Source organism: Asanoa ferruginea, from assembly GCF_003387075.1.
Classification (GTDB): Bacteria; Actinomycetota; Actinomycetes; order Mycobacteriales; family Micromonosporaceae; genus Asanoa; species Asanoa ferruginea.
Map to the genome: position 1 here is coordinate 1,289,313 of NZ_QUMQ01000001.1, position 24,910 is coordinate 1,314,222.

At 72.5% G+C, this 24,910-nt stretch carries 23 protein-coding genes; 9 read left to right on the top strand and 14 right to left on the bottom strand.

Translation table 11 applies throughout. From position 1 onward, the window contains the following. Window position 1 precedes the first annotated feature (1 nt). From ung to DFJ67_RS06310, 6 genes are read right to left on the bottom strand one after another with little or no spacing between them, the layout of a single operon-like run. The gene (gene ung / locus DFJ67_RS06285) at window positions 2-685 is read right to left on the bottom strand and encodes a uracil-DNA glycosylase (protein ID WP_116067021.1); all 684 of its coding nucleotides are present in this window, start codon (window positions 683-685) and stop codon (window positions 2-4) included. Beyond that, window positions 682-1,167: a tRNA (adenosine(37)-N6)-threonylcarbamoyltransferase complex ATPase subunit type 1 TsaE gene (tsaE, locus tag DFJ67_RS06290; protein WP_116067022.1), complete on the bottom strand. Its 486-nt coding sequence runs from the start codon at window positions 1,165-1,167 to the stop codon at window positions 682-684. Before tsaE ends, ung begins: the two co-directional genes overlap by 4 nt. Further along, window positions 1,164-2,228 (bottom strand): alpha/beta fold hydrolase, encoded by a 1,065-nt coding sequence (locus DFJ67_RS06295; RefSeq protein ID WP_116067023.1) that lies wholly within the window; start codon window positions 2,226-2,228, stop codon window positions 1,164-1,166. Before DFJ67_RS06295 ends, tsaE begins: the two co-directional genes overlap by 4 nt. Then, entirely contained in the window at window positions 2,225-3,343 is a 1,119-nt protein-coding gene (gene alr / locus DFJ67_RS06300) for an alanine racemase (protein ID WP_116067024.1), read from the bottom strand. The genes DFJ67_RS06295 and alr overlap by 4 nt, the downstream gene beginning before the upstream one ends. A gap of 38 nt (window positions 3,344-3,381) precedes the next feature. Further along, window positions 3,382-4,830: an NAD(P)H-hydrate dehydratase gene (locus DFJ67_RS06305; RefSeq protein ID WP_116067025.1), complete on the bottom strand. Its 1,449-nt coding sequence runs from the start codon at window positions 4,828-4,830 to the stop codon at window positions 3,382-3,384. Continuing rightward, window positions 4,827-5,195 carry a holo-ACP synthase gene (locus DFJ67_RS06310; RefSeq protein WP_116075743.1) on the bottom strand — a complete coding sequence of 123 codons (369 nt, stop codon included), beginning with the start codon at window positions 5,193-5,195 and terminating at the stop codon, window positions 4,827-4,829. Before DFJ67_RS06310 ends, DFJ67_RS06305 begins: the two co-directional genes overlap by 4 nt. A 145-nt stretch (window positions 5,196-5,340) precedes the next feature. Between DFJ67_RS06310 and DFJ67_RS06315 the strand changes: the two genes are divergently transcribed. The 3 genes from DFJ67_RS06315 (at window position 5,341) to DFJ67_RS06330 (ending at window position 8,518) form a co-directional block, all read left to right on the top strand. Further along, window positions 5,341-5,622 (top strand): hypothetical protein, encoded by a 282-nt coding sequence (locus DFJ67_RS06315; RefSeq protein ID WP_116067026.1) that lies wholly within the window; start codon window positions 5,341-5,343, stop codon window positions 5,620-5,622. A 386-nt stretch (window positions 5,623-6,008) separates the two neighbouring features. Further along, the gene (locus DFJ67_RS06325) at window positions 6,009-7,595 is read left to right on the top strand and encodes an alpha/beta hydrolase (protein WP_239097178.1); all 1,587 of its coding nucleotides are present in this window, start codon (window positions 6,009-6,011) and stop codon (window positions 7,593-7,595) included. Between the two features lie 50 nt (window positions 7,596-7,645). Beyond that, window positions 7,646-8,518 carry a TIGR03620 family F420-dependent LLM class oxidoreductase gene (locus DFJ67_RS06330; RefSeq protein ID WP_116067029.1) on the top strand — a complete coding sequence of 291 codons (873 nt, stop codon included), beginning with the start codon at window positions 7,646-7,648 and terminating at the stop codon, window positions 8,516-8,518. A gap of 1 nt (window position 8,519) precedes the next feature. Here DFJ67_RS06330 and glmS read toward each other — a convergent pair whose 3' ends face one another. After that, entirely contained in the window at window positions 8,520-10,418 is a 1,899-nt protein-coding gene (gene glmS / locus DFJ67_RS06335) for a glutamine--fructose-6-phosphate transaminase (isomerizing) (RefSeq protein ID WP_116067030.1), read from the bottom strand. A gap of 292 nt (window positions 10,419-10,710) precedes the next feature. On the opposite strand from glmS, the gene DFJ67_RS06340 reads away from it, so the two are divergent. Continuing rightward, the gene (locus DFJ67_RS06340; protein ID WP_147315431.1) at window positions 10,711-12,579 is read left to right on the top strand and encodes an MmpS family transport accessory protein; all 1,869 of its coding nucleotides are present in this window, start codon (window positions 10,711-10,713) and stop codon (window positions 12,577-12,579) included. A 12-nt stretch (window positions 12,580-12,591) separates the two neighbouring features. Here DFJ67_RS06340 and DFJ67_RS06345 read toward each other — a convergent pair whose 3' ends face one another. Beyond that, window positions 12,592-13,356, bottom strand: a complete 765-nt coding sequence (locus DFJ67_RS06345) for an ABC transporter permease (protein ID WP_116067032.1) — start codon at window positions 13,354-13,356, stop codon at window positions 12,592-12,594. Next, a complete protein-coding gene (locus DFJ67_RS06350) occupies window positions 13,353-14,276 on the bottom strand; it encodes an ATP-binding cassette domain-containing protein (RefSeq protein ID WP_116067033.1) in 924 nt (307 codons plus the stop codon). Before DFJ67_RS06350 ends, DFJ67_RS06345 begins: the two co-directional genes overlap by 4 nt. Before the next feature lie 69 nt (window positions 14,277-14,345). Here DFJ67_RS06350 and DFJ67_RS06355 point away from each other — a divergent pair, with 69 nt between their 5' ends. Then, window positions 14,346-15,101: a TetR/AcrR family transcriptional regulator gene (locus DFJ67_RS06355; protein ID WP_116067034.1), complete on the top strand. Its 756-nt coding sequence runs from the start codon at window positions 14,346-14,348 to the stop codon at window positions 15,099-15,101. After that, window positions 15,098-16,267: a pyridoxal phosphate-dependent aminotransferase gene (locus DFJ67_RS06360; protein ID WP_275407656.1), complete on the top strand. Its 1,170-nt coding sequence runs from the start codon at window positions 15,098-15,100 to the stop codon at window positions 16,265-16,267. The genes DFJ67_RS06355 and DFJ67_RS06360 overlap by 4 nt, the downstream gene beginning before the upstream one ends. Here DFJ67_RS06360 and DFJ67_RS06365 read toward each other — a convergent pair. The 5 genes from DFJ67_RS06365 to DFJ67_RS06385 all read right to left on the bottom strand — a co-directional run bounded on the left by DFJ67_RS06365 (window position 16,264) and on the right by DFJ67_RS06385 (window position 20,307). Beyond that, window positions 16,264-16,638 carry a DoxX family protein gene (locus tag DFJ67_RS06365; protein ID WP_116067035.1) on the bottom strand — a complete coding sequence of 125 codons (375 nt, stop codon included), beginning with the start codon at window positions 16,636-16,638 and terminating at the stop codon, window positions 16,264-16,266. The two genes, DFJ67_RS06360 and DFJ67_RS06365, sit on opposite strands and share 4 nt — an antisense overlap. Window positions 16,639-16,714: 76 nt before the next feature. Further along, window positions 16,715-18,064, bottom strand: coding sequence for a phosphoglucosamine mutase (gene glmM / locus DFJ67_RS06370; protein ID WP_116067036.1), 1,350 nt, complete (start codon window positions 18,062-18,064; stop codon window positions 16,715-16,717). Window positions 18,065-18,156: 92 nt separating this feature from the next. Then, window positions 18,157-18,630 carry a 30S ribosomal protein S9 gene (gene rpsI / locus DFJ67_RS06375; protein WP_116075750.1) on the bottom strand — a complete coding sequence of 158 codons (474 nt, stop codon included), beginning with the start codon at window positions 18,628-18,630 and terminating at the stop codon, window positions 18,157-18,159. A 23-nt stretch (window positions 18,631-18,653) separates the two neighbouring features. Continuing rightward, the gene (gene rplM, locus DFJ67_RS06380) at window positions 18,654-19,097 is read right to left on the bottom strand and encodes a 50S ribosomal protein L13 (protein ID WP_116067037.1); all 444 of its coding nucleotides are present in this window, start codon (window positions 19,095-19,097) and stop codon (window positions 18,654-18,656) included. Window positions 19,098-19,224: 127 nt separating this feature from the next. Continuing rightward, entirely contained in the window at window positions 19,225-20,307 is a 1,083-nt protein-coding gene (locus DFJ67_RS06385; protein ID WP_409362911.1) for a uroporphyrinogen-III synthase, read from the bottom strand. A 149-nt stretch (window positions 20,308-20,456) separates the two neighbouring features. Here DFJ67_RS06385 and DFJ67_RS06390 point away from each other — a divergent pair, with 149 nt between their 5' ends. The 3 genes from DFJ67_RS06390 (at window position 20,457) to DFJ67_RS06400 (ending at window position 24,901) form a co-directional block, all read left to right on the top strand. Beyond that, window positions 20,457-20,714: a DUF6364 family protein gene (locus tag DFJ67_RS06390; RefSeq protein ID WP_116067038.1), complete on the top strand. Its 258-nt coding sequence runs from the start codon at window positions 20,457-20,459 to the stop codon at window positions 20,712-20,714. Then, entirely contained in the window at window positions 20,704-20,997 is a 294-nt protein-coding gene (locus DFJ67_RS06395) for a type II toxin-antitoxin system PemK/MazF family toxin (protein WP_116067039.1), read from the top strand. The genes DFJ67_RS06390 and DFJ67_RS06395 overlap by 11 nt, the downstream gene beginning before the upstream one ends. Before the next feature lie 70 nt (window positions 20,998-21,067). Continuing rightward, a complete protein-coding gene (locus DFJ67_RS06400) occupies window positions 21,068-24,901 on the top strand; it encodes a hypothetical protein (protein WP_116067040.1) in 3,834 nt (1,277 codons plus the stop codon). The last annotated feature ends 9 nt before the right edge of the window (window positions 24,902-24,910 follow it).

Here is a 24,910-nt window from a genome sequence, read left to right on the forward strand (position 1 = left end):
GTCAGGCGGGCGCCGAACGGCTCCAGTCGATCGTGGGCTGGCCGGCGTCGGCGAGGGCCTTGTTGGCGGCGCTGAACGGGCGGCTGCCCAGGAACCCGCGCGGGTTGAGCGGGCTCGGGTGGCCGGCCTCGATGACCACGTGGGCGGGGTTGCTGACCAGGGCCGCCTTCTTGCGGGCGTAGCTGCCCCAGAGCAGGAAGACCACCCGGTCGGGCTCGTCTTCGAGCGCCCGGATGGTGGCGTCGGTGAACGCCTCCCAACCCTTGTTGGCGTGTGACCCCGCGGCTCCCTCGCGCACCGTGAGCACCGCGTTGAGCAGCAGCACCCCCTGGGTGGCCCAGCCACGGAGGTCACCACCGTCGGGAGCGGCGGAGCCGAGGTCGGCGGCCAACTCCTTGTAGACGTTGCGCAGCGATGGCGGGACCCGGACGCCGGCCTGGACGCTGAAGCTGAGCCCGTGTGCCTGCCCGGCCTTGTGGTAGGGGTCCTGGCCGAGGATCACCACCCGGGTGTCGGCCGGCTTGCACAGCCGGTAGGCGGTGAACAGGTCGGGTAACGGCGGGAAGACCGTGGTCGCGGCGTATTCGGCCGCCACGAAGGCGCTCAGGTCGGCGGTCGCGGCCGGGTCGAGGTGTGGCGCCAGCGCGGTCTGCCACTCGCTCGGCAGCAGGTCGGTGAGGTTCATCGGGCGTCCTCGGTCAGCGCGGCCACCCGGCTGGCCCAGTCGCCGCCGGCCGGCTCCAGGGTGATCACCCGGGTGTCGTCGTCGCGCCGGTCGATGCGTACGCCCAGATGGTCGTCACGCAGTTGCTCCACGATGCCTTCGCCCCACTCGACCACGGTGACCGCGTCGTCCATCGAGGCGTCGAGGTCGAGCCCGTCGATCTCGGCGAGCGGGTCGGCGGCCGCACCGATCCGGTAGGCGTCGGCGTGCACGAGCGCGACCGTGCCGCCGCGGGCCGGATCGGGCCGGTGCACCCGGGCGATCACGAAGGTCGGCGAGGTGACGTCGCCCTGCACCCGCAGCCCGGCGCCGATGCCCTGCACCAGCGCGGTCTTGCCAGCGCCCAGCGGGCCGGTGAGCACGACCAGGTCGCCGGGGCGCAGCAGCGCGGCCAGCCGGGCACCGAACGCCCGGGTGTCGTCCACAGTGGTCAGCTCGATCATGCTGAGGTCTTCTCCAGAAAGGCGATGAGCGTCGCGTTGACTTCGTCGGCGTGTTCGAGCATGACGACGTGGCCGCTGTCGTTGACCTTCACGAACTCGGCGTCGGGCAGGTGCCGCAGGATCTCTTCGGAGTGCGCGACCGGCGTGATCATGTCTTTGTCGCCGACGATTATCACCGTGGGCGTGCGTTCGAGCGCGGCCAGGGCCGGGTAGCGGGCGTGCGTGTAGAGGGTGCGCAGATAACGGGCGACCGTGTCGACCGAGGTGCGCGAGTTCATCTTCTCCACATAGGACACCAGCGACGGGCTGGGCCGGGACTCGCCGAAGCCGTAGCGGCGGGTGAGCAGCCAGGCCAGGTCGGAGGCCGCGGTGCGGGCCCGGTCGATGGTCGGGCCGGTGAGCCGGGTGGCGCTGTTGACGAGCGGGAGCAGCGGGCCGCCGACCCGGCCGATCACGGCGGGCAGCCCCAGCCGGGTCTCGTCGATCAGACCACCCGAGGTGGCCATCAGCACGCAGCCCTTGACCCGGTCGTCGAAGAACTCGGGGTAGAGCTCGGCGAACGCCATGATGGTCATGCCGCCCATCGAGTGGCCGATCAGGATCATCGGGCCCTCGGGGACGGTCTCCTGCAGCACCGCGTGCAGCGTCTCGCCGAGCGCGGGCAGCTCGTATTCGCCGGTCTCGAGCTTGCCGGAGCGGCCGTGGCCGGGCTGGTCGTAGAAGACCATCCGGTGCTCGCCGCGCGCGGTCAGGGCGCTGCGCTGGAAGTGGAAGGTGCCCATGTCGAGGCAGAAGCCGTGGACGAAGACCAGCGTCGGCTTGGCCGTGACGGCCGCCGTCGGCTCGACCACCTCGACGCGGATGTCGGTGCCGTCAGCGGTGGTGACGGTCACCAACTCGTCGTAGGGCAGGCGGTCGAAGGGCTCGTCCACGTAGGGGTCAGCCACGCCGCGCTTCGAGCGGCGGACGACCGCGCGCTCGACCGCGATCCCGGTGGCGATCCCGGCTGCGGCGAGACCGACCACCGCGCCGAGAATTCCCGCGCGGCGTCGGGTGCTCATTCACCGGCCTCGCTCTCGCTGTGGTAGACGCGTGGAACGCGAGTGCTGCCGAATCGGGTGACGATCTCGTAGTTGATCGTGTCGATCGCCGCGGCCCAGTCGTCGGCGCTAGGACCGCCGTTGCCGAACAGCGTTGCCACGTCGCCGGGCGCCACCGGCTGGTCACCGACGTCGAGCACGATTTGATCCATGCAGACCCGGCCGGCGATCGTGTGCCGGACGCCGTCGATCGAGACCGGCCCGATGTTGGAGGCGTGCCGCGGGACGCCGTCGGCGTAGCCGAGCGGCACGACGGCGAGCGTGGTCTCCCGCGTCGTCGTGTAGGTGTGGCCGTAGGAGACGCCGGTGCCGGCCGGCACCCGCTTGGTCAGCATCACCCGGGCCCGGGCGGTCATCGCCGGACGCAGCCCGAACTGCACGCCCGGGATCGGCGACAGGCCGTAGACCGCGATGCCGGGGCGGACCAGGTCGAAGTGGGCGTCGGGGCGGGTCAGCGTGGCGGCCGAGTTGGCGATGTGGCGGAGCTGTGGCCGGACGCCGAGCCGCTCGGCCACCGCCAGCGCGTTGCGGAACTGGTCGAGCTGGTGGTCGATCGTCTCGTGGCCGGGAGCGTCGGCATAGACGAAGTGGCTCCACACCCCGATGATCTCGATGGCGCCGTCGGCCTGGGCCTTGGCGGCGGCCTCGACCAGGGCTGGCCAGTCGTCAGCGGTGGCGCCGCCCCGGGACAGGCCCGTGTCGATCTTGAGGTGGACCCGGGTGGGACGCTGCGCCCGCTCGCCGGCAGCGACCATCTCGTCGAGTTGACCCAGGCTGGCCGCGCTGAGGTCGATGTCGTTGGCGACACCTTCGTGCAGCGGCAGCCCCGGCGACAGCAGCCAGGCCAGCACGGGCGCGGTGATGCCGGCCCGGCGCAGGCCGAGCGCCTCGTCGAGGGTGCAGACGCCGAGCCAGGTCGCACCGCCGGCCAGGGCGGCCCGGGCGGCGGGAACCATGCCGTGGCCATAGCCGTCGCCCTTGACGACCGCCATCACCGCGGCGCTGGTGCCGGCACGCAGCCGGGCCACGTTGTCGCGGATGGCGTCAAGGTCGACGCTGACTTCGGCTTGCCACATAGAGCCCAGACTACTGGGCGGTAGTGACGTTTTCCGGCTCACCCGGTCAGGGCGGCTTGGACCGGTCGGAGGGCGGCCGCCACGTCCGGCGCGGTGACCGGGCCGTGCCGGGCCGCCTCCCGCCCCGCGAGTCCGTGCAGGTAGGCGGCTGTGATGGCGGCCACTTCCGGGCGCAGGCCGCCGGCCAGCAGGGAGCCGAGCAGGCCGGCGAGCACGTCGCCGGTGCCGCCGGTGGCGAGCGCGGCGGTGCCGGTCGGGTTCGCGTAGGTCAGTCCGTTGGGTGTCGCCACGATCGTGCGATCACCCTTGAGCAGGACGACCGCGTTGGTGTGCGCGGCCAGTCGCAACGCGGCACCGACCCGGTCAGCGCCCGGCTCCTCGCCGGCCAGCCGGGCGAACTCGCGGTCGTGCGGGGTGAGCACCATCGGCGCGCTGCGCCCCCGCATCAGGTCGGCCATCGCGCCGTCGACCAGCAGGTTGAGCGCGTCGGCGTCGAGGACCACCGGGAGGCTGGTGGCGAGCACCATCCGGACGGCGGTCGCGGCCGCGTCGTCGGTGCCCAGGCCGCTGCCGACCACCCAGGCCTGCACGCGGCCGGCGTCGGCGAGCCGGTCGGTGGCGATCACGCTGGGGTGCGCCTGCACCACCGCCTCCCGAGCGCTGCCGGCGTAACGGACCAGGCCCGCCGGCCCGGCCAGCGCGCCCCAGGTGGACAGGATCGCCGCGCCCGGGTAGGTCGCCGATCCGGTCGCGATGCCGACCACGCCGCGGGTGTATTTCTCGTCGCCCGGGCCGTGCTTCGGCAATGCCCGCGCGATGTCGGCGCGATCGGGCACCAGGATGGCCGGATCGGTCCGCAGCCAGGGGCGCAGGCCGATGTCGACCAACTCGAGCTCGCCGGCCAGCGGCGCCGCCGGGCCGACGACGTGTGCGGGCTTGAGGCAGCCGAAGGTGACGGTGACGTCGGCACGCACGGCCACACCCTCGACGTTGCCGGTGTCGACGTCGACGCCGCTGGGCACGTCGACCGCGACCACGACGGGGCGTTGCCCGCGCCGGCCCCTTCTTTCCAGCGTGCGGTGCAGCGCCGTGGCGGCGCCGCTGCGCAGGCCACCCTTGGCACCGATGCCGACGATCCCGTCGACAATCAGGTCCACAGTGGCCGGTGGAGTCGCGGCGGCGCGGCCACCGGCTGCTCGCAGAGCCTTCAACCCAGCTTGGTGTACGCGTTCCGGGTCGAGCACCACGGCCGTGACCGAGGCGCCGCGGCGGGCCAGCATCGCGCCGGCGTAGAGCGCGTCGCCGCCGTTGTTGCCGGGGCCGACGAGGAGGGTGACGCCGGCGCCGTACACCCGTTGATCGAGCATCAGGGCACAGCGGCGGGCCAGTCCCGCGGCGGCGCGTTGCATCAGGGTGCCCGCCGGGAGGTGGGCCATCAGCGCTTCTTCGGCCGACCGGACGTCGGCGACCCGCCAGGCTTGTCTCACTGTTCTGCCACCACCATCGCGGACGCGATGCCGCCGTCGTGTGAAAGCGAAAGGTGCCAACGGTTGACCCCCCGCTCGGTCGCGGCGGCGGCGACCGTGCCGCTCACCGTCAGCCAGGGTCTGCCATCCGGGTCGGTGACGATCTCGCAGTCGTGCCAGTGCAGGCCGGCGGGGGCGCCGAGGGCCTTGGCCACCGCCTCCTTGGCCGCGAACCGGGCAGCGAGTGATTCCGGTGCCCGCGGGTTGCCGGAGCCGGTGAAACGCTCGGCCTCGGTGAAGAGGCGGTCGCCGAGCAGTGGGGTGCGGGCGAGCGCGCTTGTGAAGCGTTCGACGAGAACCACGTCGATGCCGACAGCGACGATCATCAGCACAGCCTATTAGCACCCGGCGTACGCCGTGGGCAAGGCATGTGGACAGCGGCGCCGCCTGCCTTGTCTTCGTTGTCCACAGGCCCGTTTTCGCTGCTCGCCCCGCCCTAACGTCTGTGCTCTCTTCGCTGGGAGGTTTGACATGGACGGTGACCTGCGGGTTGATCCCGACCTGTTGCGCGACCGGGCGGCCGAGTTGTCGCTGGTGGCCCGCGCGCTGGCGACGGGTGGGTTCGGGCTGGGCGTCGACGCGCCGGACTGGTCGGCCGGGGTGGCCCTGGCCGCCCTGGCGTCGACGGTGTCGTCAACGCTGGGCTCTGCGGCGGCGCGGGTGGCCCACTCGGGTGACCTGCTGCGTTCGGCGGCCGCCGGCTACGAAGACGCCGACCGACGGGCCGCGGTCCGCCTACACCGGGTCGGGTGACCCGCCATGGTGACGCCCTCGCACCCGGACCGCTCGGCTGACCGCCGTTCGGTCACCGATCTCGGCTTGGCGGGGCCCTCGCACCCGAACCGGCCGGGTGACCGGCATGCGGTGACCGACCTTCGCTTGGCGGCGCCCTCACACCCGAACCGGCCGGGTGACCGGCATGCGGTGACCGACCTCCGCTTCGCGGCGCCCTCACACCCGAACCGGCCGGGTGACCGGCATGCGGTGACCGACCTCCGCTTCGCGGCGCCCTCACACCCGAACCGGCCGGGTGACCGGCATGCGGTGACCGACCTTCGCTTGGCGGGGTCATCGGAGCCGCGCTGGTCGACTGACCTGCCTTCGGTGGCCGACCTCCGCTGGCCCGGTGAGCTCTCGTGGTGACCTACTTGCAGCTCTGGCGGGCTGATCCAGCCGCCTGGCGGGCGGCCGGCGCGGCCTGGAACCAGTTGGCGGTCGGCGTCGGCCAGCGGGCCGCTGAGCTGGGCACGGTAGCGTCGCGGGTCGCCGACGGGTGGCGCGGTTCCGCCGGTTCGGCCGCCCGCGGTCATGTTCGGGCGCTGCGCGACCCGCTCGACGCGGCCCGGCTGGCGTTCATCGAGACCGACCAGGTGCTGTCCGACTTCGCATCCGCGCTGGCCCGGGCCCGGGCCATGCTCGCGGCAGCGGTGGCCGCGGCGGCGCCGGCACACGTGGAGATCGACCGCGCCGGGCGCACCGCGCCAGACGTCACGGTCACGGGGATCGACCGGGCCGCCGCCCTGCACGCGGCCGGCCGGGTCGGGGCCGCGATCGGCGCGGCGCTCGACGCGGCGGCGGCCGCCGACCGGGCCACGGCCGAGCACCTGGGCCGGCTCGGTGCGGCGGCCGCCGAGGGCTGGCCAACTTCGCCACCCCGCTCGGGCCTGCCGGTCGGCGCGCCGCCAGTCGTGGTCCGGCGCTGGTGGGCTGGCCTTTCGGAGGCCGAGCGGCGCTGGCTGATCGTCCACCAGCCGGCCTATGTCGGCCGCCTCGACGGCGTTCCGGTGGCGGCCCGCGACCAGGCCAACCGCTCGCTCCTCGCCGCGCAGCGGGCCGCACTGGTGCGGGAGCGGGCGGCCGCGGTGCGCACGGCGATGCCGCGCAACGCCGCGGTGTCCGCCAGCATCCGGCTGGTCGGCCTGATGTCGGGCATCGACGCGGTCGACGCCCGGCTGTCCACGCCGTCGGGCGAGCGGGCCTACCTGCTGAGCCTGGTCCCCGACGGCGACGGCCGGGTGGTGCTCGCCGTCGGCGACCCCGACCGGGCCGACAACGTGCTGACCTATGTGCCGGGGATGACGGCCGACCTGGGCGCGGTCCGCGATGACCTCGGCCGCACCGAGGCGCTGGCCGCGCGGGCGGCGGCGCTCGACCCGACCCAGCGCACGTCGACGGTGCTCTGGCTCGACTACGACGCGCCGTCCTTTCTCAACGAGGCGATGTTCGCGTCCCGGGCGCACGAGGCCGGCCCGGCCCTGCACCGCTTCGCCGAGGGCCTGCGCGCCACCCACGACGGCCCGCCCGCACAGCAGGTCGTGCTCGGCCACAGCTACGGCGCGCTGACGGTGGGCACGACCGCCCGCGAGCAGGGCCTGGCCGCCGACGACCTGATCTTCGTCGGCGCACCCGGCGTCGGCACCGACCACGCCGCGACGCTGGGCCTGCCACCGGCGCACGTGTGGTCGAGCACCGCGGCCAACGACCCGATCGCCTACCTGGCGCCGAGTTGGAAGTCGTCATTGGCCGACATGCGCGACCACCCGTTCCAGATCCACGCACACGAGCACCTCTGGTTCGGCCGCAATCCCACCCACCCAGATTTCGGCGGCCAGGTCTTCACCGGCGCGGCCGGCGGCCACAGCGGCTACTGGCGTTCGGGCAACGATGCCCTCGACGACATGGCCCGGATCGCCCTCGGCCCGGAACACTTCGGGGAGGTCCGATGAAGCATTGACGCGACAGAGTGCCGGCACCGCAACGGGGTAGCGTCGTGACCATGGAGACGCGTGCGGCGGTGGGTCGGATCGGGATCTGGAGCCGGGAGTTCCGCAACGAGGATCCGGCGGTCGCCGGTGTCCTGCGGGACGCGGCGGCCGAGCTGGAGTCGCTCGGTTACGGCGCGGTCTGGATCGGTGGCGGGCCAGGCGTGGCGATCGCGCGGCCGGTCCTCGACGCGACCACCCGGATGATCGTCGCGACCGGCATCCTGAGCGTCTGGGAGCACGACGCCGCCGAGGTGGCGGCCGGGGCCGCGCGGCTCAACGCCGAATACGCCGACCGCTTCCTGCTCGGGCTCGGCGTCAGCCACGGCCACATGGTCACTGGATACGAGAAGCCCTACGCGAAGATGGTCGACTACCTGGACGCGCTGGATGCAGCGGAGCCGTCGGTCAAGCCCGAGCGGCGGGTGCTGGCCGCCCTCGGGCCGAAGATGCTGCGCCTCTCCGCGGAGCGCGCGGCCGGCGCCCACCCCTACATGGCGCCGCTGGCGCACACCGTCAGCGCGCGCGAGACGCTCGGCCCCGGGCCGCTGTTGGCGCCGGAGATCAACGTCGTCCTCGAGCGCGAGCCCGAGGTCGCCCGGGCCGCGGCCCGCGCACACGTGCGGCCCTACCTGGAGCTGATGCCCAACTACACCAACAACATGCGGCGCTACGGCTTCACCGACGACGACATCCAGGGCGGAGGGAGTGATCGGTTGATCGACAGCCTCTACCTCTGGGGCGACGAAGACCGCATCCGCGAACGGGTCGCGGAATTCCACGCCGCCGGCGCCGACCACCTCGCGATCCAGGTCGTGCGGGCGGCACCGGACACCAACCCGCCGATGTCCGAATACCGCCGGCTCGCCGCCGCGTTGATCGGCTGAGCTATTCGACCGTGACCGACTTCGCCAGGTTGCGGGGCTGGTCGACGTCGTGGCCGCGGGCCGCCGCGATCTCGCACGCCAGCACCTGGAGCGGCACCGTCGTCACCAGCGGGGCCAGCAGCGTCGGGGTGCGGGGCACCGAGATCAGGTGGTCGGCGTAGGGCAGCACCGCCTCGTCGCCGTCCTCGGCGATGACGATGGTGCGGGCGCCGCGGGCGCGTACCTCCTGGATGTTCGAAACGATCTTGTCGTGCAGCATCCCGCGGCCGGCCGGGGACGGGACCACGCAGACGACCGGGGTGCCCTGGTCGATCAGCGCGATCGGGCCGTGCTTGAGCTCACCCGCCGCGAAGCCCTCCGCGTGCATGTAGGCCAGTTCCTTGAGCTTGAGCGCGCCCTCCAGGGCGACCGGGTAACCCACGTGACGGCCGATGAACAGCACCGTGTTGGAGCTGGCCAGGTCGCGGGCCAGCTCGCGCACCGGGCCCATCCGGTCGAGCAGCGTGCGCAGCTTGTCGGGCATCTCCTGGAGCTGTGCCACGACGGCGCCCACCTCGTCGGCGTATTTGATGCCGCGCACCTGGGCCAGGTGCAGGCCGATCAAATAGCAGGCGACGAGCTGGGTGAGGAACGCCTTCGTCGACGCGACCGCGATCTCGGGGCCGCCGTGGGTGTAGAGGACGGCGTCGGACTCGCGCGGGATCGTCGAGCCGTTGGTGTTGCAGATGGCCAGGACGCGAGCCTTCTGGTCTTTGGCGTGGCGCAGCGCCATCAGGGTGTCCATGGTCTCGCCCGACTGGGAGATCGTGACGACCAGAGTGGACCGGTCGAGCACCGGGTCGCGGTAGCGGAACTCGCTGGCCAGCTCGACCTCGCACGGGATGCGGGTCCAGTGCTCGATCGCGTATTTGGCGACCATGCCCGTGTGGAAGGACGTGCCGCACGCGACGATGAAGATCTTGTCGACATCGCGGAGGTCCTGGTCGGTCAGGCGGACCTCGTCGAGGCGGATCTCGCCCTGCTCGGTCAGCCGGCCGAGCAGCGTCTCCGCGATCGCCTGGGGCTGCTCGGCGATCTCCTTCAGCATGAAGTAGTCGTAGCCGCCCTTTTCGGCCGCCGAGACGTCCCAGTCGATGTGGAAGTCGCGGCCGGTGGCCGGCGCGCCGTTGAAGTCGAAGATCTCGATGGCCTCGGGCGTGATCAGCACGACCTGGTCCTGGCCGAGCTCGATCGCCTCGCGGGTGTGCTCGATGAACGCCGCGACATCGCTGGCCAGGAAGTTCTCGCCGGCGCCGCGACCGACCACGAGCGGTGAGTTGCGACGGGCGGCGGCCACCGCGCCGGGCGTGCCGGCGTCGGTCGCGAGCAGGGTGAAGGCGCCTTCCAACCGCCGGCACACGCGGCGCATCGCCTCCGCGAGCGCCTGCGGGCCATCGAGGTCGGGATTTTCCAGGTGTACGGCAGCCAGGGCGATTTCCATCAGATGCGCCGCGCACTCGGTGTCGGTGTCGCTGGCGAACTCGATGCCGGTCGCCTCCAACTCGGCCCGCAGCGTCGCGAAATTCTCGATGATGCCGTTATGGATGACGGCGACCCGACCGTTGCGCGACAGGTGTGGGTGGGCGTTGCGGTCCGTCGGGCCGCCGTGGGTCGCCCAGCGGGTGTGGCCGATGGCGGTGGTCCCGGTGCCGATGTGGGCCTCGGCGGTGTCGATCGGCCGCTCGGCGAGGGCCTTCTCGAGGTTGGCCAGCTTGCCGGCGCGCTTCTCGGTCAGCAGGCAGTCGGCGCCGACGACGGCCACGCCAGCCGAGTCGTAGCCCCGGTATTCCAGGCGCCGCAGCCCGTCGAGCACGATGCCGAGCGCCGGCCGGGCGCCCACGTAACCCACGATTCCACACATGAGCCAGACTCTAGCCGAAAATCGCTCATGGCGCGTGCTCGAAAGTGTGCCTATCAATCATCTGACATGAGCGATCTATCGAGTACGCTCCGTGCTCGCCAACGCCTCCCGCGACGCCGGGCGGCACCGCCCGGTGTGGACGCCAACCGGTACTGTCGGCCCGTATCGCCGCGACTGCCCAGATCGCCTGGTTGACGGGTTTCTGCTTGCTCGCGGCAACGGTTTCGGGGACGCTCGACGGCGTCCCGCGCCGTGGGTGGCCGCCCGCGGCCGCCCCTCGCTTGGAGCGCAGATGAGCCGACCCACCCCTCCCGAGCCCGACGATTCGGGAGGCGGCGAGCGCACGCCCGATCCGACCCAGGCCTATCCGCCTCCGCCACCCTTCCCGGCGACGGAAGCGGCACCGCCGCGGCCGGCCACCGAGGCGAGCCCGACCGAGCCCTTGAGCCCGGCCGCGCCGCCGGCCAGCTATGCGCCACCCGCTCCGTCGGCTCCACCGGTGACCTCGGCACCCCCGGCGCCCACGGCCCCGCCGGTCAACCTAGCGCCACCGATTCCCGCGGCCCCGGTGGTCAGCTCAGCCCCGCCGGCTAGCTACGTGCCCCCGGTCAGCTCCGCGCCGCCAGTCAGCTCGGCACCGCCGGCCAGTTCGACGCCGCCGCCCAGCTCGACGCCCCCGGTCAGCTCCGCGCCACCGGCCAGCTACCCGCCCCCGGTCAGCTCGACGCCGCCGGCCAGCTCCGCACCCCCGGCCAGCTACGGGCCGCCAGTCAGCTCGACACCGCCGGCCAGCTACGCGCCGCCGGTCAGCTCCGCGCCACCGGCCAGCTACGCGCCGCCAGTTAGCTCGGCACCGCCGGCCAGCTCGACGCCCCCGGTCAGCTCCGCGCCGCCCGCCAGCTACCCGCCCCCGGTGAGCTCGACGCCCGCGGCCAGCTACCCGCCGCCCGCCAGCGGGCCGACCGAGCCCTTCACCGTCGCCCCGCCGAGCGTCCCGGCGCCGGCACCCGGCGCCCCGCTGTGGCCGGCCGCGACCCCGCCGGTGACCGCACCGGCCGCCGACAGCGGCCCGGACCAGACCGCGGCCCTCCCATCGGTCACCCCGGGCCCGGCGCAGACCGCTCCGCTGCCGCCACCCACCTCGGCGCCAACCGCGCCCCCGGCGGCATCGGCACCGACCACCCCGCTGTCCCCGGCGACCCCGGGCCGCGGCGGCACGCCGACGTTCACCCCGGGCTCAGCCCCGGTCTACCCCAGCGCGCCGCCGCCGACCGGCAGCCCGGTCGGCTACCCGGCGAGCGCCCCGCCCGGCTACTCCATCGACACCCCGCCGGGCGGCGACCGGGCCTACCCGAAGACCTCGGCGCTGCCACCGGGCGAGGGCGGCCCCGCGGACCCTTACAACCCCTACGCGCGCCCGCCGGGCACCGCGCCGGACGCACCGTTCGCTCCCCCGGACCCGGCCCAGCCGACCAGCCCCTACGCGTCCGGTGCGCCGAGCAACCCCTACGCGCCACCGCCGGCCAACCCCTACTCGGCACCGCCGATGCAGGCTGGGTCCTACCCCTACCCACCCCAGAACGCCGGCGGTGCGCCGCCGCCCTACGGCCCCTACAACGCGGCCCCGGCCTATGACCAGCCGGCCAAGCGCCGCCGTGGCAACGGCTGGATCATCGCGATCGTCGTCGTTCTCGCGGTGCTCTTCTGCGGTGGCGCCGCCACCGCCGGTGTGCTGCTGATCGCCAACCGCGACGACAACCCGGTCGTGACCGAGCCCGACGTGCCGAGTTTCCCCGACCCGGTCGACCCGGCGCCGACGTTCGACGTGCCGGACTCGCCCGACGACCCCTCGACCGCCCTGCCGGGCCTGCCGGGGGTCGCTGGGAAGGCCGTCGTCTACGAGGTCACCGGCTCGGGGCGGGCTGACATCAACTACGTCGACGATCTCGCGGGCGAGCCACGCGAGCTCAAGAACCAGAAGCTGCCCTGGAAGCACGAGTTCACCAGCACCGAGGGCTCGCTGCTGCTGACCTTGAGCGCGACCAGCAGCAGCGGCGACAACGACGGGATCGGGTGCCGGATCACGGTCGACGGCAAGGAGTCGGCCGCCAACGAAGGCAGCATCATCGGCGCCTTCTGCATCGGCACGATTTTCGACTAGAAGACAGAGACGTCAGGCGGTGCGGCGCTGGAACAGCAGCGCCGCCCAGCCGAACGCCACCACGGTGATGCCGCCGAACCAGATCAGTGCGATCCACCAGCTCGAGCCGATCGGGGTGCCCATCAACAGGCCGCGGGTGGTCTCCACGATCGGCGTGATCGGCTGGTGTTCGGCTACGCCGCGCAGCCAGGTGGGCAGCGTGTCCACCGGCACAAAAGCGCTGCTCACATAGGGCAGGAAGGTGATCGCGAAGGTCGCGCCGCCGGCCGCGTCGACGCTGCGCACCAGCAGGCCCAGGCAGGCCGCCAGCCACGAGATCGACAGCATGAACAGGGCCAGGAAGCCGATCGCCGCGAGCCAGTCGGCGAAACCGGCCGCCGGGCGCCAGCCGACCAGCAGGCCGACACCAATGACCAACGCCATCGCGACCAGGTTGCGGGCCACGCTGGCGACCACGTGTCCGGTGAGGACGGCCGAGCTGACCACCGGCATCGAGCGGATCCGGTCGATGATGCCGCCGACCATGTCGTGCGTGACGCTGACCGCGGTGGTCGACGCGCCGAACCCGGCACACAGGATGATGATTCCGGGTACGACGTAGTTGACGTACTCCGTACCCGAGTTGATCGCTCCGCCGAAGACGAATACGAAGATCAGCATCAGCATGATCGGCAGCATGACCGCCATCAGCAACGCCTCGATGTTGCGTGCCGATATGCGCAGGCTCCGCCCGATCAGCGCGAACGAGTTGTCGACGGCCCAGTAGGCGCTGGTCATCGCGGGTTACCTCCGGTCAGGGCGAAGAACACGTCGTCGAGCGTGGGACGGTGGATGGCGACCTTGTCGACGGTCGCGCCGAGCTTCTCCATCCGGTCGAGCAGCTCGCGGACCTCGGCCGCGCTGCCGGTCGTCGCGACCGTCACCGACAGATCGGTCGACGCCACGACCGCCGCGTCCAGGTCGGCCGCCGCCAGCACGCGGTCGGCCGCGGACCCGAACGCGAGCTCGACCCGCTCGCCGCCGATCCGCACCTTGAGCTCGTCGGCGGTGCCCTCGGCGACCGCGATGCCGTGGTCGATCAGCATGATCTGATCGGCGAGCTGGTCGGCCTCCTCCAGATATTGCGTGGTCAGGAAGATGGTGCTGCCGGCGTCGCGCAGCTCCCGGACGAACGACCACATCTGCTGCCGGCTGCGCGGGTCGAGCCCGGTGGTCGGCTCGTCCAGGAAGATCACTGGCGGGTTGGTCACCAGGCTCATCGCCAGGTCGAGCCGGCGCCGCATGCCGCCGGAGTAGGTCTTGACCAGCTTGCGACCCGCGTCGGCGAGGTCGAAGCGGTCCAGCAACTCGGTGGCCCGCCGCTTGGCGCCCGCGCGGCCCAGCCGGCGGAGCCGCCCGACCATCGTCAGGTTCTCCAGCCCGGTCTGTAGCTCGTCGACCGCGGCGAACTGCCCGGTGAGACTGATCTTCTGACGGACCTCGAAGGGCTCTGCCAGCACGTCGTGCCCGGCGACCTCGGCGCGCCCGGCGTCGGGCCGGACCAGTGTCGCGAGGATCCGCACGAGCGTCGTCTTGCCCGCGCCATTGGGCCCCAGCAGCCCGAACACCGAGCCGGCCGGCACGGCCAGGTCGATACCGGTGAGCACCCGCTGGCCGCCGTAAGCCTTCTCGATTCCTGAAACGCGGATCGCGTCCACGCCTCGCCCCCCAACTGTTTATGCCCTACACGATTTGGTTTAGGCTATACGCAGTTTTAGGATGAAGCAATGCCCGACCTACCACCCGGCGTTGACGTGCTGTGGGGACAGCGCGAGCCCGCCAAGCGCGGCCCGCGTCCCAACCTCAGCATCGAGCAGATCGTCGACGCCGCCATCGAGATCGCCTCCGCCGAGGGGCTCGGCCCCCTCTCGATGACCCGCGTCGCGGAGAAGCTCGGTAAGTCGGCGATGTCGCTCTACCGCTACGTCCGCACCAAAGACGAGCTGCTCCAGCTCATGACAGACGTCAGCGCGGTCAAGGCGCCGCCACCCGAACCCGACGACACGGTGGGCTGGCGAGAAAATCTCGAGCGTTGGACGTACGCGCTGGTCAAGCTCTATCAGCAGTTCCCCTGGGTCCTCCACGTGCCACTCGGCCCGACGCCGCCGGTCGGCCCCGGCCAGCTCAGTTGGCTCGACCGGGGGCTGGCCTGTTTGCGGAAGACACACCTGCCCGCCGAGATCCGGCTCGGCGTGATGATGCTGCTGCTGATCTTCGTTCGCGGCCAGGTACGCATGGCGCAGGAGGTCAACCAGGGCGCGGCCGGCGCGGCGCTGGGCTATCCCGCGTACGGCGAGATGCTCCGCCTGGTCGTCGACAAGGACCAACTGCCCGAGCTGGCCAAACTCGTCGACCATGGCATCTTCGACGACCCCGATGAGGGGATGAGCGATCAGGAGTTCGACATGGAGGTCCGGTTCGGCCTCACTATGATTTTCGACGGCATCGACCGCCTGGTCACCGCCCACGAGGAGGAGCAGTGACCGATCCACTGGTCGCCCGGATGCGCCCGTTCGGCACCACGATCTTCGCCGAGATGTCGGCGCTCGCCGTCCGGACCGGCGCCGTCAACCTCGGTCAGGGCTTCCCCGACACCGACGGTCCGAAGGAGATGCTCGACGCCGCCGTCGATGCGATCCACGGTGGACAGAACCAATACCCGCCGGGGCCGGGCATTCCGGCGCTGCGGGCGGCGATCAGCGCGCACCAGAAGCGGTTCTGGGGCCTCGACTACGACCCCGACGGCGAGGTGCTGGTCACCGCCGGCGCGACCGAAGCGGTGGCCGCGGCGATCCTGGCGCTCTGCGAGCCCGGCGACGAGGTGGTCTGCTTCGAGCCCTACTACGACTCCTACGCGGCGTCGATCGCGCTCGCCGGTGCGGTGCGCCGGCCGGTGACGTTGCGGCCGGGCGCCGACGGGCGTTACGCGGTCGATCCCGACGAGTTGCGCGGCGCGTTCGGGCCGCGTACCCGGATGGTGTTGTTGAACTCCCCGCACAACCCGACCGGCAAGGTCTTCACCCGCGCGGAGTTGGCCCTGGTGGCGGAGCTGTGCCAGGCCCACGATGTCTACGCGGTCACCGACGAGGTCTACGAGCACCTGGTCTTCACCGACGCCACGACACCGCACGTGCCGCTCGCGACGTTGCCCGGCATGCGCGAGCGCACGCTGCGGATCTCGTCGGCCGGCAAGACCTTCTCCTGCACCGGCTGGAAGATCGGCTGGGCCAGCGGCCCGCGCGACCTCGTGTCGGCGGCGCTGCGGGTCAAGCAATTCCTGACGTTTGTCAACGGCTCGCCGTTCCAGCCGGCCATCGCCATCGCGCTCGGCCTGCCCGACTCCTATTTCGACGAGTTCCGCGCGGGCCTGGAGGCGCAGCGTGACCTGCTGGTCGCGGGCCTGCGCGACGCCGGGTTCGGGGTGTTGATCCCGGAGGGCACCTACTTCGTCACCGCCGACATCACGCCGCTCGGCGGCACCGACGGCGTCGAGTTCTGCCGCGCGCTGCCCGAACGCTCCGGCGTGGTGGCGGTGCCGACCCAGGTGTTCTACGACCATGAGGACGCCGGCCGCCGCCTGGTGCGGTTCGCGTTCTGCAAGCGGCCGGCGGTCCTCAACGAGGCGGTCGCCCGCCTAAGAAAAAACTAGAAGGAGTAGGGGCCGAAGCGGCCCCACGCCACCACGGCCGCCAGCACCAGCAGGACCAGGTTGGCGATCACCATCGGCGTCTCCCGCCGGCGGCCGTGCACGACCACCGCGCCGATCATCAGGAGCACGATGCCGACGGCGGCGAGCGGCACGAGGACCTCGGCGACGCCGACGGCGGCCGGGAGGATCAGGCCAACGCCGGCCAGGAGGTCGAGCGCACCGATGATCTTGACGTGCCCGGGCGCGAAGGTCTCGACCCAGCCCAGCCCGGTCTCGATCAGCTTCTCCTTCGGCTGCAGGATCTTCATCAGACCGGCAGCGATGAAGGCGAGGCCGAGCAGGATCGCGATGATCCATAACACGACGTTCATGAGGGGTCCGTTCCGCTAAAAGTTGAATCGTCAACTAATAGACAGTAGGGCCCATTGATCAAACGTCAAGAGATCTTCAGACCGGTGATGCGGTACGAACGACCGCCGCCAGCCGCTCCGCGACCTCCTGTGCGGTCTCGGCCGTCGCCGCCTCGACCATCACCCGGACCAGCTGCTCGGTGCCCGACGGGCGGAGCAGCACCCGGCCGGTGTCGCCCAGCTCGGCCTCGGCCGCGGCCGCCGCGTCGCGCACGGCCGGCTGCTGCGCGGCGGTGGTGCGGTCACCGACCGGCACGTTGATCAGCACCTGCGGCAGCTTGGTGACCACGGCGGCCAGCTCGGCCAGCGACTTCCCGGTCGCGGCGATGCGAGCCAGCAGGTGCAGGCCGGCGAGCACGCCGTCACCCGTGGTCGCGTACGCCGGCATGATGATGTGTCCGCTCTGCTCCCCGCCCAGCGCGAGGCCGGAGGCGCGCAGCTCGTCGAGCACGTAGCGGTCGCCGACCTTGGTCTCGACCAGCCCGACGCCTTCCTGCTTCATGGCGATCTTCAGGCCCAGATTGCTCATCACGGTGGTGACGAACGTGTCGCTGGTCAGCGTGCCGGCCTCGCGCATGGCGAGCGCCAGGATGGCCATGATCTGGTCGCCGTCGACCTCGGTGCCGTCGGCGGTCACCGCGAGGCAGCGGTCGGCGTCGCCGTCGAGCGCGATGCCCAGGTCGGCGCCGTGCTCGACGACCGCGGCCCGGACCGCGTCGAGGTGGGTCGAGCCGCACCCGTCGTTGATGTTGAGGCCGTCGGGCTCGGCGTGGATCGCGATCACCTCGGCGCCCGCCTCGCGGTAGACGACCGGTGCGATGTCGGCGGCCGCGCCGTTGGCGCAGTCGACGACGACCTTGAGCCCGGCAAGCGGCTGGCTGTTGGAGCCGACCAGGTGCTGCACGTAGTGGTCGGCGCCGTCGAGCAGGTCGTGCACGCGGCCCACGGCGGCGCCGGTCGGCCGGGTCCAGCCGTCGGTGCCGGCCTCGATCGCCGCTTCGATCCGGTGCTCGATGTCGTCGGGCAGCTTGTGCCCGCCGGCCGCGAAGATCTTGATGCCGTTGTCGGGCATCGGGTTGTGCGAGGCCGAGAGCATGACGCCGAAGTCGGCCTTGGTCTCGCCGACCAGGTAGGCGACCGCCGGGGTGGGCAGCACGCCGACCCGCAACACGTTGGCGCCGGCGCTGGTCAGGCCCGCGACGGTGGCCGCTTCGAGCATCTCGCCGGACGCCCGGGGATCACGGCCGACAACGGCCAGCGGCGGGTGGGACCGATCGACTTCGGCGAGGGTACGGGCGGCCGCGACCGCCACGGCGAGCGCGAGCTCGGGGGTGAGGTCGACGTTGGCCTTGCCACGTACCCCATCGGTGCCGAAGAGACGGCCCATCTGAACCTCCGCTGTGGATTGATCGCGGGAATGCCAACGGCCGGGCTGCCGCCGCCCGTGGCGATGGCAATCCCGGCCGTATGGTCAGTGAATCAACGCTTGGAGTACTGCGGAGCCTTACGGGCCTTCTTGAGACCGTATTTCTTGCTCTCCTTGACGCGAGCGTCACGGGTGAGGAAGCCGGCCTTCTTGAGCGCCGGGCGGTCATCGGGTTCGTTGGTGATCAGCGCACGGGCGATGCCGAGGCGCAGCGCGCCGGCCTGACCCGTGATGCCGCCGCCACGCAGGTTGGCGACGACGTCGAACGCCTCGGCCTTCTCGACGGTGCCGAGCGGCTCACGGATGAGCTGCTGGTGCACCTTGCTCGGGAAGTATTCCTCGAGCTCGCGGCCGTTGCAGGTGATCTTGCCGGTGCCCGGCACGATGCGCACCCGGACGATGGCTTCCTTGCGCCGCCCGACGGTCTGGATCGGACGGTCGCCGCGCGGTGCGCGGGTAGCGGGCGCGGGTGCCGGAGCGGTGGCCTCGGCGACGGCGACCGGAGTGGGCGCGCTGATGTCGGTCATCTCTGTGGCTTCCTCGTCCGCGCTCACTGCGCGATCTGCTTGATCTCGAAAGGCACCGGCTGCTGGGCGGCGTGCGGGTGCTCGGCGCCGGGGTAGACCTTCAGCTTCTTGATGAGCTGACGGCTGAGCTTGTTGTGCGGGAGCATGCCCTTGACGGCAAGCTCGACCGCGTGCTCGGGGCGCTTTTCCAGCAGCTCGGAGTAGGCGACCTGCTTGAGCCCGCCCGGGTAGCCGGAGTGCCGGTAGGCCACCTTGGTCTCACGCTTGTTGCCCGTCAGCGCGACCTTGCCAGCGTTGATGATCACAACGAAGTCACCGGTGTCAACGTGGGGGGCGAAAGTGGGCTTGTGCTTGCCGCGCAGCAACGTGGCCGCGTGGGTGGCCAACCGGCCCAGCACGACGTCAGACGCGTCGATGATGAGCCACTGACGCTCGATCTCACCCGGCTTCGGGCTGTACGTACGCACAGGTTTACCTTGTCTCGTCGTCGGTCTGGGGTCGCACGCCAGAAATGTTCGCGTCGCGCACAACAGCAGACAACGATACCTGCTGCGAGCAGGCAGGGTCAAAACGAGGTTGTGCTCTAGCGCGGCGTCAGTCTACCGCGAGGCGGTAGCCGCGTTTCACCACGGTCTGCACCACTCTAGGGATGCCCAATCCGGCACGCAGCCTGGCCACCGCCATTTCGACCGCGTGCTCGTCGGCGCCGCGCGGCAGGGTGCGCAGCAGGGCGGCCCGGGGGAAGACCCGGCCGGGCTCGGCGGCCAGCGCGCGGAGCACCGCCATCGGCCCCGGCGCGAGCGGCCGGAGCACCCCGTCGACCACGGCGGCGTGGCCACGCAGGGTCAGGTCGTGGCCGCCCGCGCGCACGCTGACCGCCCGGGGTGGCAGCTCCTTGATGATCGTCCTCACCAGCGCGCCGACCCGGGCCCGGCGCGGCGCGACCACCGGCACGCCGTGGCGGCGCAGCGGTGCCGCGGTGACCGGGCCCACACAGGCGGCCAGCACGTCGGAGCGCAGCGCGTCGAGGACGTCTTCGCTGCTCGGGCCGGCCGCGCGGAGCAGGGCGTTGACGGCTGGGGCGGAAGTGAACGTGACCGCGTCGACCAGCCGGCCGGTGACCAGGTCGACCATTCGGTGCAGTGGCGCCGGGTCGAGCGGTGGCGCCCAGCGATAGACCGGTATCTCGATGACAGTGGCGCCGGCCGCCTCCAGCGCCGCGGTCCACTCCGGCTGGCGCTCACCGGGCAACTGCATGGCCACCACCTGTCCGCGTACGCCGCGGTGGCGCAGGTGGTCGATCACCTCTGCGTAGCTCTCCTCGACGGGCGTGGCGTGCTCCGGCCCGCCGCGTACCCGGGGATCGCGGGTGACCAGGTAGGCCTCGGCCAGCACGCCGCGCAACGGTTCGGCCAGGCCCCAGCCGTCAGCGGCCTCCAGCCAGCCGCGCATGCCGATCGAGGTGTTGGCCACCACTATGTCGGGCGGGCGGTCGAGGCAGGCCCTGGTCGCCGCGCGCAGCTCGGTGTCGTCGGCCAGCGGGACGATCCGCAGGGCCGGCGCGAGCACGACCCGGGCGCCATGCCCCTCCAGCAGGGTGGCCAGCGCGTCACGGCTCCGGTCGGCCGTGACGCCGACGGTGAAACCGGTCAGCTCGGCGGACACCGGGCGGCCCATCAAGGAGTCCGAGCCGACCGCTGGTGCATGTCCGGAAGCGTGCAGGTGTCCCGTTTCGGTCGGGCGTCCCGTTTGTTTCGAAAGTGCTAAGAGCCGCGCACCGTACGCTCAGCCGTACCCCTGGGATGCTTCTTGGTATGGTCTTTGGTATGACCGCCAAGGTGACTCTCTCGTTTTCCGACGAGACCATCGAAGAGGCCCGCCGGTTCGCCAAGCGCGAGGGGCTGTCCCTGTCCGCGTGGATGGACCAGGCCGCCCGCGAGAAGGCGGTCCGCGAGCTGTTCACCGCACACGCCGCCGCGGTCGGCCGGGCCGGCGTCGATCTCGAGGCCGCCGCCCTGGCCGACGAGCACGAGGTCGCGATGGTCGACGACGCGCTGTTCGGAGGCGACGGGCGTGCAGCGTAGGGGCGAGATCTGGCGCATCAACGGCGCCCGTGAACGCCTCGGCCTGGTGATCAGCTCAGACCTCTACAACAGCACCGACGTGCCGATCCTGATCGTGGCCGAAGTGGTCGAGTCCGATCTGCTGCGCGACTCACCGCTGGCGGTGCCGATGGGCTCCTATGTGGTCATGCCCGACCGGCTGTCCTCGCCGATGAAGAAGTGGTTCACCGAGGTGGTCGAAGTCGCCGACAGCGACACCATGTTCCGGGTCTCGCGGGCCCTGCGTATCCTCCAGAACCTCTGACACTGAGTAGTTATCCACAGTCTCCGATTGGCGGGTGGCGGTCCGCGATGCGGCGCCGTACCGTGCCCGCATGGCCTATCGGACCTGGGGCAGGGTGTTGCTCGCGGCGCTTGTCGTCGGCCTGCTCGCCGGTGCCGGCCAGCTCGGCTTCGCCTACGGGCTGGGCGTGGTGCGGTTCTCCCGTGACTTTGAGCAGTTGTCCGGGCAGTGGACCGCACACCTCGCCTGGGTGGCGTGGTTCGCGATGTTGGCCGCCGTCGCCGGCGGCCTCGCGGGCAACTGGCTGGCCCGCCGCGACGGCCTGCCGGCCACGATCGGCGAGCGGGTGGCGGTGGCGGTCGCCGGCGGCGTCGGCGCACTGGCGGTCGCACCCTTGGCGATGCTCCCGGCCCGGGCGGCCACGACCGGCGACGGCAACCCGGTCGCGATCGCCGGCCTGTCGGCCGCGTTGGGCGCCCTGGTCGGCGTGTTCGCGGCCCTGGCCGTCTTGTCACAGCGCGTGGCCGGCCTCAACCTCGGCGCGGTCACCCTGGTGGTCTGGCTGGTCGCGCTCCTCTCGGTGGCGCCGTCGTTGGGCCCCGACGACCCATTGCCAGAAGTACGCCTGGGCGTGCTCGACGCGACCTGGCTCGGCGACAGTCTGGCGCAGCGGCTGGCCGTGATCGTGATGCCGGCGATAGCGCTGGCCGTCGGCGCCGGCATCGGCGCCCTGGCCCGCTGGCGCGGCCTCCCGATGATCCCCGTGGCGGTGTCCGGTGTGGTGGGTCCGGCCCTGCTGGCGCTGGCCTACCTGATCGCCGGCCCGGGCAACGACGCCGACCGCTACCAGGCGGCGCCCTACTGGGGCGCACTGATCGCGGTGGCGGCGGGCGGGCTGGGCTCGGTGCTGGCCTCGGTGGCCCGGCAACTCACCGCCGGCGGCGGCGCGGCCGCACCGGCAGCCGGTCCCGGCCCCCGACACGGCGGCGACCACACGGCGGAGGTCTTCCCCAGCTACGGCGGCTCGGCGTCCGAGTCCTGGAGCAGCGAGAAGCCGGATAGTGCGACCGGCTCATTCGGGCGCGAGCCCGACAAGGACCTGTTCGGAAACCCGCGCCACGAGCAGCGCGAACCGGGCGACGCCTCGTTCACCGGCTTCGGCCGGGCCGGGTCGCCGAGCGATCCGGACAGCGACCGGATCGACGAGCGCGACCCCCTGGGCGGCGGCGCCTCCTTCACCGGCTTCGGCAGCGGACCGGCCCGCGGGTCAGACCGCGACGCGCTCGGCAGCCCCGAGAGTGACGCCTCCTTCGGCGGCGCCAAGCGCGACGCCCTCGGCAGCGCTGAGAGCGGCGCGTCCTTCACGAGCTTTGGCGGCACCAAGCGCGACCCACTCGGCAGCGCCGAGCGCGACGCCTCGTTCACCAGCTTTGGCGGCGCCAAGCGCGACCCACTCGGCAGCGCCGAGCGCGACGCGTCCTTCACGAGCTTTGGCGACGCCGAGCGCGACCCACTCGGCAGCGCCGAGGGCGACGCGTCCTTCGGCAGCTTTGGCGGCGCCAAACGCGACCCACTCGGCAGCGCCGAAGGCGACGCCTCGTTCACCAGCTTTGGCGGCGCCAAACGCGACCCACTCGGCAGCGCCGAAGGCGACGCGTCCTTCACGAGCTTCGGTGGCGGCGAGCGCGAGCCGCTCGGCAGCGCCGAGGGCGATGCCTCCTTCGGCGGCGCCAGGAGCGAACCGCTCGGCAGCGCCGAGCGCGACGCGTCGTCCACGAGCTTTGGCGGCGCCAAGCGCGACCCGCTCGGCAGCGCCGAGGGCGATGCCTCCTTCGCGAGCTTCGGCGGCGGCGAGCGCGAGCCGCGCGGCGGTGAACGCGACCGGCTCACCGGCGCCGCGAGCGGCGGGTTCGGCAGTGGCGAGGGTGATCCACTCGGCATGTCCGGGAGTGCTGGGCGTGACCCGCTCGGCGCGGCCGGAGGCGGCGGGCCCGGTGCCGGCCGTGGCCGGTCCGGTGCCGAGCCGCGCGGTGGCACCGGCGCCCGGTCCGAGGGCGTTGCTGCGCCGAGCAGCGAGTCCGCCGCCGCCAGGCGGGCGCGTGACCTGAGCGACATGGAGCGGTCGACCGCGCCGCGGGTGGGTGACGGAAAGTCGCCGTCCGCGCCGGCGCGGGCGTCGTTGTTCAACCCGCCCACGCCGGTGGCGCCGCCGCGCCAACCCGAGGTGGTCTCGCCGCCGCCGGGTCCGGAGCCGACGCCGATCCGGCCCTTCGAGCGGCAGAGCACCCCTGGTCCAGGCGACTGGCGCACCGACAGAACCTCGACGTTCCCGGCGTCGTCCGTGCCCGTCGTGCCGGCTTCGCCGGCGAGCGGGTCCGAGCGGCGCGACGACGGCGACCTCCACTCGCGGCCGACATCGATCCGGCCGCAGCCACCGGCGCCGGGCGCGATCCCGCGCCAGCCGGGGCGCGGCGAGCCCGAGCAGGCTGGCCAGGCGGCCGGCACGAGTTGGGCCAGCCGCGCCGATCAAGGCGCCAGCCAACCCGGCGGCGAGATGCCCGACTGGCGGCTCGCGCCGCCGGCGTGGACGCCGCCGCCACCGGTGACGCCGGGCAGCGATCCAGCGGCCGGACCCAGCGCGCCACCGGTCCCGGCCCGAGACGCGGCCCCGGCCGCCGAGGCCGCGCCGGCCAAGGCACCGGAGCAGAAGCGGCGCGGCCTGTTCCGCCGCAAGAACAAGTCCGAGCCGACGCCGGTGGCGGAGGCCGCCGACAGTGGCTGGGTCGATGTTCCATCCGCCGGCGGACCCGGATCCGGGTCCGAGCAGCCGACCACCGGCGACCCAACCCCGAGCGGCCCCCGCGGCTTCGGCTTCGGCGGCCTGGTCACCAGCCGCTTCGGCGGCGGCGACGACCGGTCCGACCGCGACCCGACCGACAGCGGCTCCGACCTGGGTCGGCGCGGGGACGCCTTTGGCCGGCCTCACGACGCGGACGGCCTCGGGTCCCGCGACAGCAGCGCCCCCGACAGCGGCGGCCGCGACAGCGGCGGCCGCGACAGCGGCGGCCGCGACCGGCAAGGCCAGGGCTCCAGCGCGGACGGCTTCGCCGGCCGCGACAGCGGCGCCCGCGGTCGCGACACGGACAGCCTCGCGGCCCGCGACAGCGGCGCCCACGACCTGGGCGCCCGGGACTCCGGCGCTCGGGACCGCGGAGCCGGCCTCGGGACCAGCGGCCTCGGCGCCGCCAACCGGAGCCGCAACTCCTGGGACACCGCAGACGACACCGACCGGCCTCCGGCCGACCCCGCCACGACCGGCCGCGGCGCCAGCCGAAGCCGCCCCTCGTGGGACCCGGCAGCCACCAGCGAGCAGGACCAGGGTCCGACGGCCGCCCGAAGCCGCACCTCCTGGGACACCAACGGCCCAGGCCGGCAGGACACCGGCACACCCAGCGCCGGCCGCGGTTCCTGGGACCCCGCCGGCCAAAACCAGCCGGCCCCGGCCGACGACGACCGCGGCACCGGCCGGAAGGCGGGCCGAGCCCAGCGCCACCTGCACAGCGTCGACCTGGGCAGCGACGACGGCAGCTGGGACATCGACGACGCCCCGGCCCGCAGCACCCCGACCAACGACGACAACGACAAGGCCGACGAAGCAGACAGCGCCGAGACGGCGAGCCCGTCCCGCGGCCTCTTCCGCCGCAACCGCAACAACACCGCGGAGAGCACCGACCCGGCCCCCGACGCTCCGGCCGACCAACCCCGCGGCAAGCGCGGCAAGGGCGACAAGCCGATCCGCGAGCGCGACGAGGAATACGTTGACTGGGTCACCGGCCTCAGCGCACCGGAGCCGGTCAACGAGCGCCGCCGCGACGAAACGCCGCGCCGCTCGCTGCGCTCGACGACCCGGCAGAAAGACGAGTAGCGCGGCCGG

Bases quoted from the DNA above. Each gene is read 5' to 3' on its own strand.
- rpsI (WP_116075750.1), bottom strand. From the start codon at position 18,630: ATGACCGACATCAGCGCGCCCACTCCGGTCGCCGTCGCCGAGGCCACC.
- DFJ67_RS06315 (WP_116067026.1), top strand. From the start codon at position 5,341: ATGGACGGTGACCTGCGGGTTGATCCCGACCTGTTGCGCGACCGGGCG.
- DFJ67_RS06330 (WP_116067029.1), top strand. From the start codon at position 7,646: ATGGAGACGCGTGCGGCGGTGGGTCGGATCGGGATCTGGAGCCGGGAG.
- DFJ67_RS06295 (WP_116067023.1), bottom strand. From the start codon at position 2,228: ATGAGCACCCGACGCCGCGCGGGAATTCTCGGCGCGGTGGTCGGTCTC.
- DFJ67_RS06310 (WP_116075743.1), bottom strand. From the start codon at position 5,195: ATGATCGTCGCTGTCGGCATCGACGTGGTTCTCGTCGAACGCTTCACA.
- alr (WP_116067024.1), bottom strand. From the start codon at position 3,343: ATGTGGCAAGCCGAAGTCAGCGTCGACCTTGACGCCATCCGCGACAAC.
- DFJ67_RS06365 (WP_116067035.1), bottom strand. From the start codon at position 16,638: ATGAACGTCGTGTTATGGATCATCGCGATCCTGCTCGGCCTCGCCTTC.
- ung (WP_116067021.1), bottom strand. From the start codon at position 685: ATGAACCTCACCGACCTGCTGCCGAGCGAGTGGCAGACCGCGCTGGCG.
- DFJ67_RS06400 (WP_116067040.1), top strand. From the start codon at position 21,068: ATGGCCTATCGGACCTGGGGCAGGGTGTTGCTCGCGGCGCTTGTCGTC.
- tsaE (WP_116067022.1), bottom strand. From the start codon at position 1,167: ATGATCGAGCTGACCACTGTGGACGACACCCGGGCGTTCGGTGCCCGG.
- DFJ67_RS06390 (WP_116067038.1), top strand. From the start codon at position 20,457: ATGACCGCCAAGGTGACTCTCTCGTTTTCCGACGAGACCATCGAAGAG.
- glmS (WP_116067030.1), bottom strand. From the start codon at position 10,418: ATGTGTGGAATCGTGGGTTACGTGGGCGCCCGGCCGGCGCTCGGCATC.
- glmM (WP_116067036.1), bottom strand. From the start codon at position 18,064: ATGGGCCGTCTCTTCGGCACCGATGGGGTACGTGGCAAGGCCAACGTC.
- DFJ67_RS06385 (WP_409362911.1), bottom strand. From the start codon at position 20,307: ATGGGCCGCCCGGTGTCCGCCGAGCTGACCGGTTTCACCGTCGGCGTC.
- DFJ67_RS06340 (WP_147315431.1), top strand. From the start codon at position 10,711: ATGAGCCGACCCACCCCTCCCGAGCCCGACGATTCGGGAGGCGGCGAG.
- DFJ67_RS06345 (WP_116067032.1), bottom strand. From the start codon at position 13,356: ATGACCAGCGCCTACTGGGCCGTCGACAACTCGTTCGCGCTGATCGGG.
- DFJ67_RS06355 (WP_116067034.1), top strand. From the start codon at position 14,346: ATGCCCGACCTACCACCCGGCGTTGACGTGCTGTGGGGACAGCGCGAG.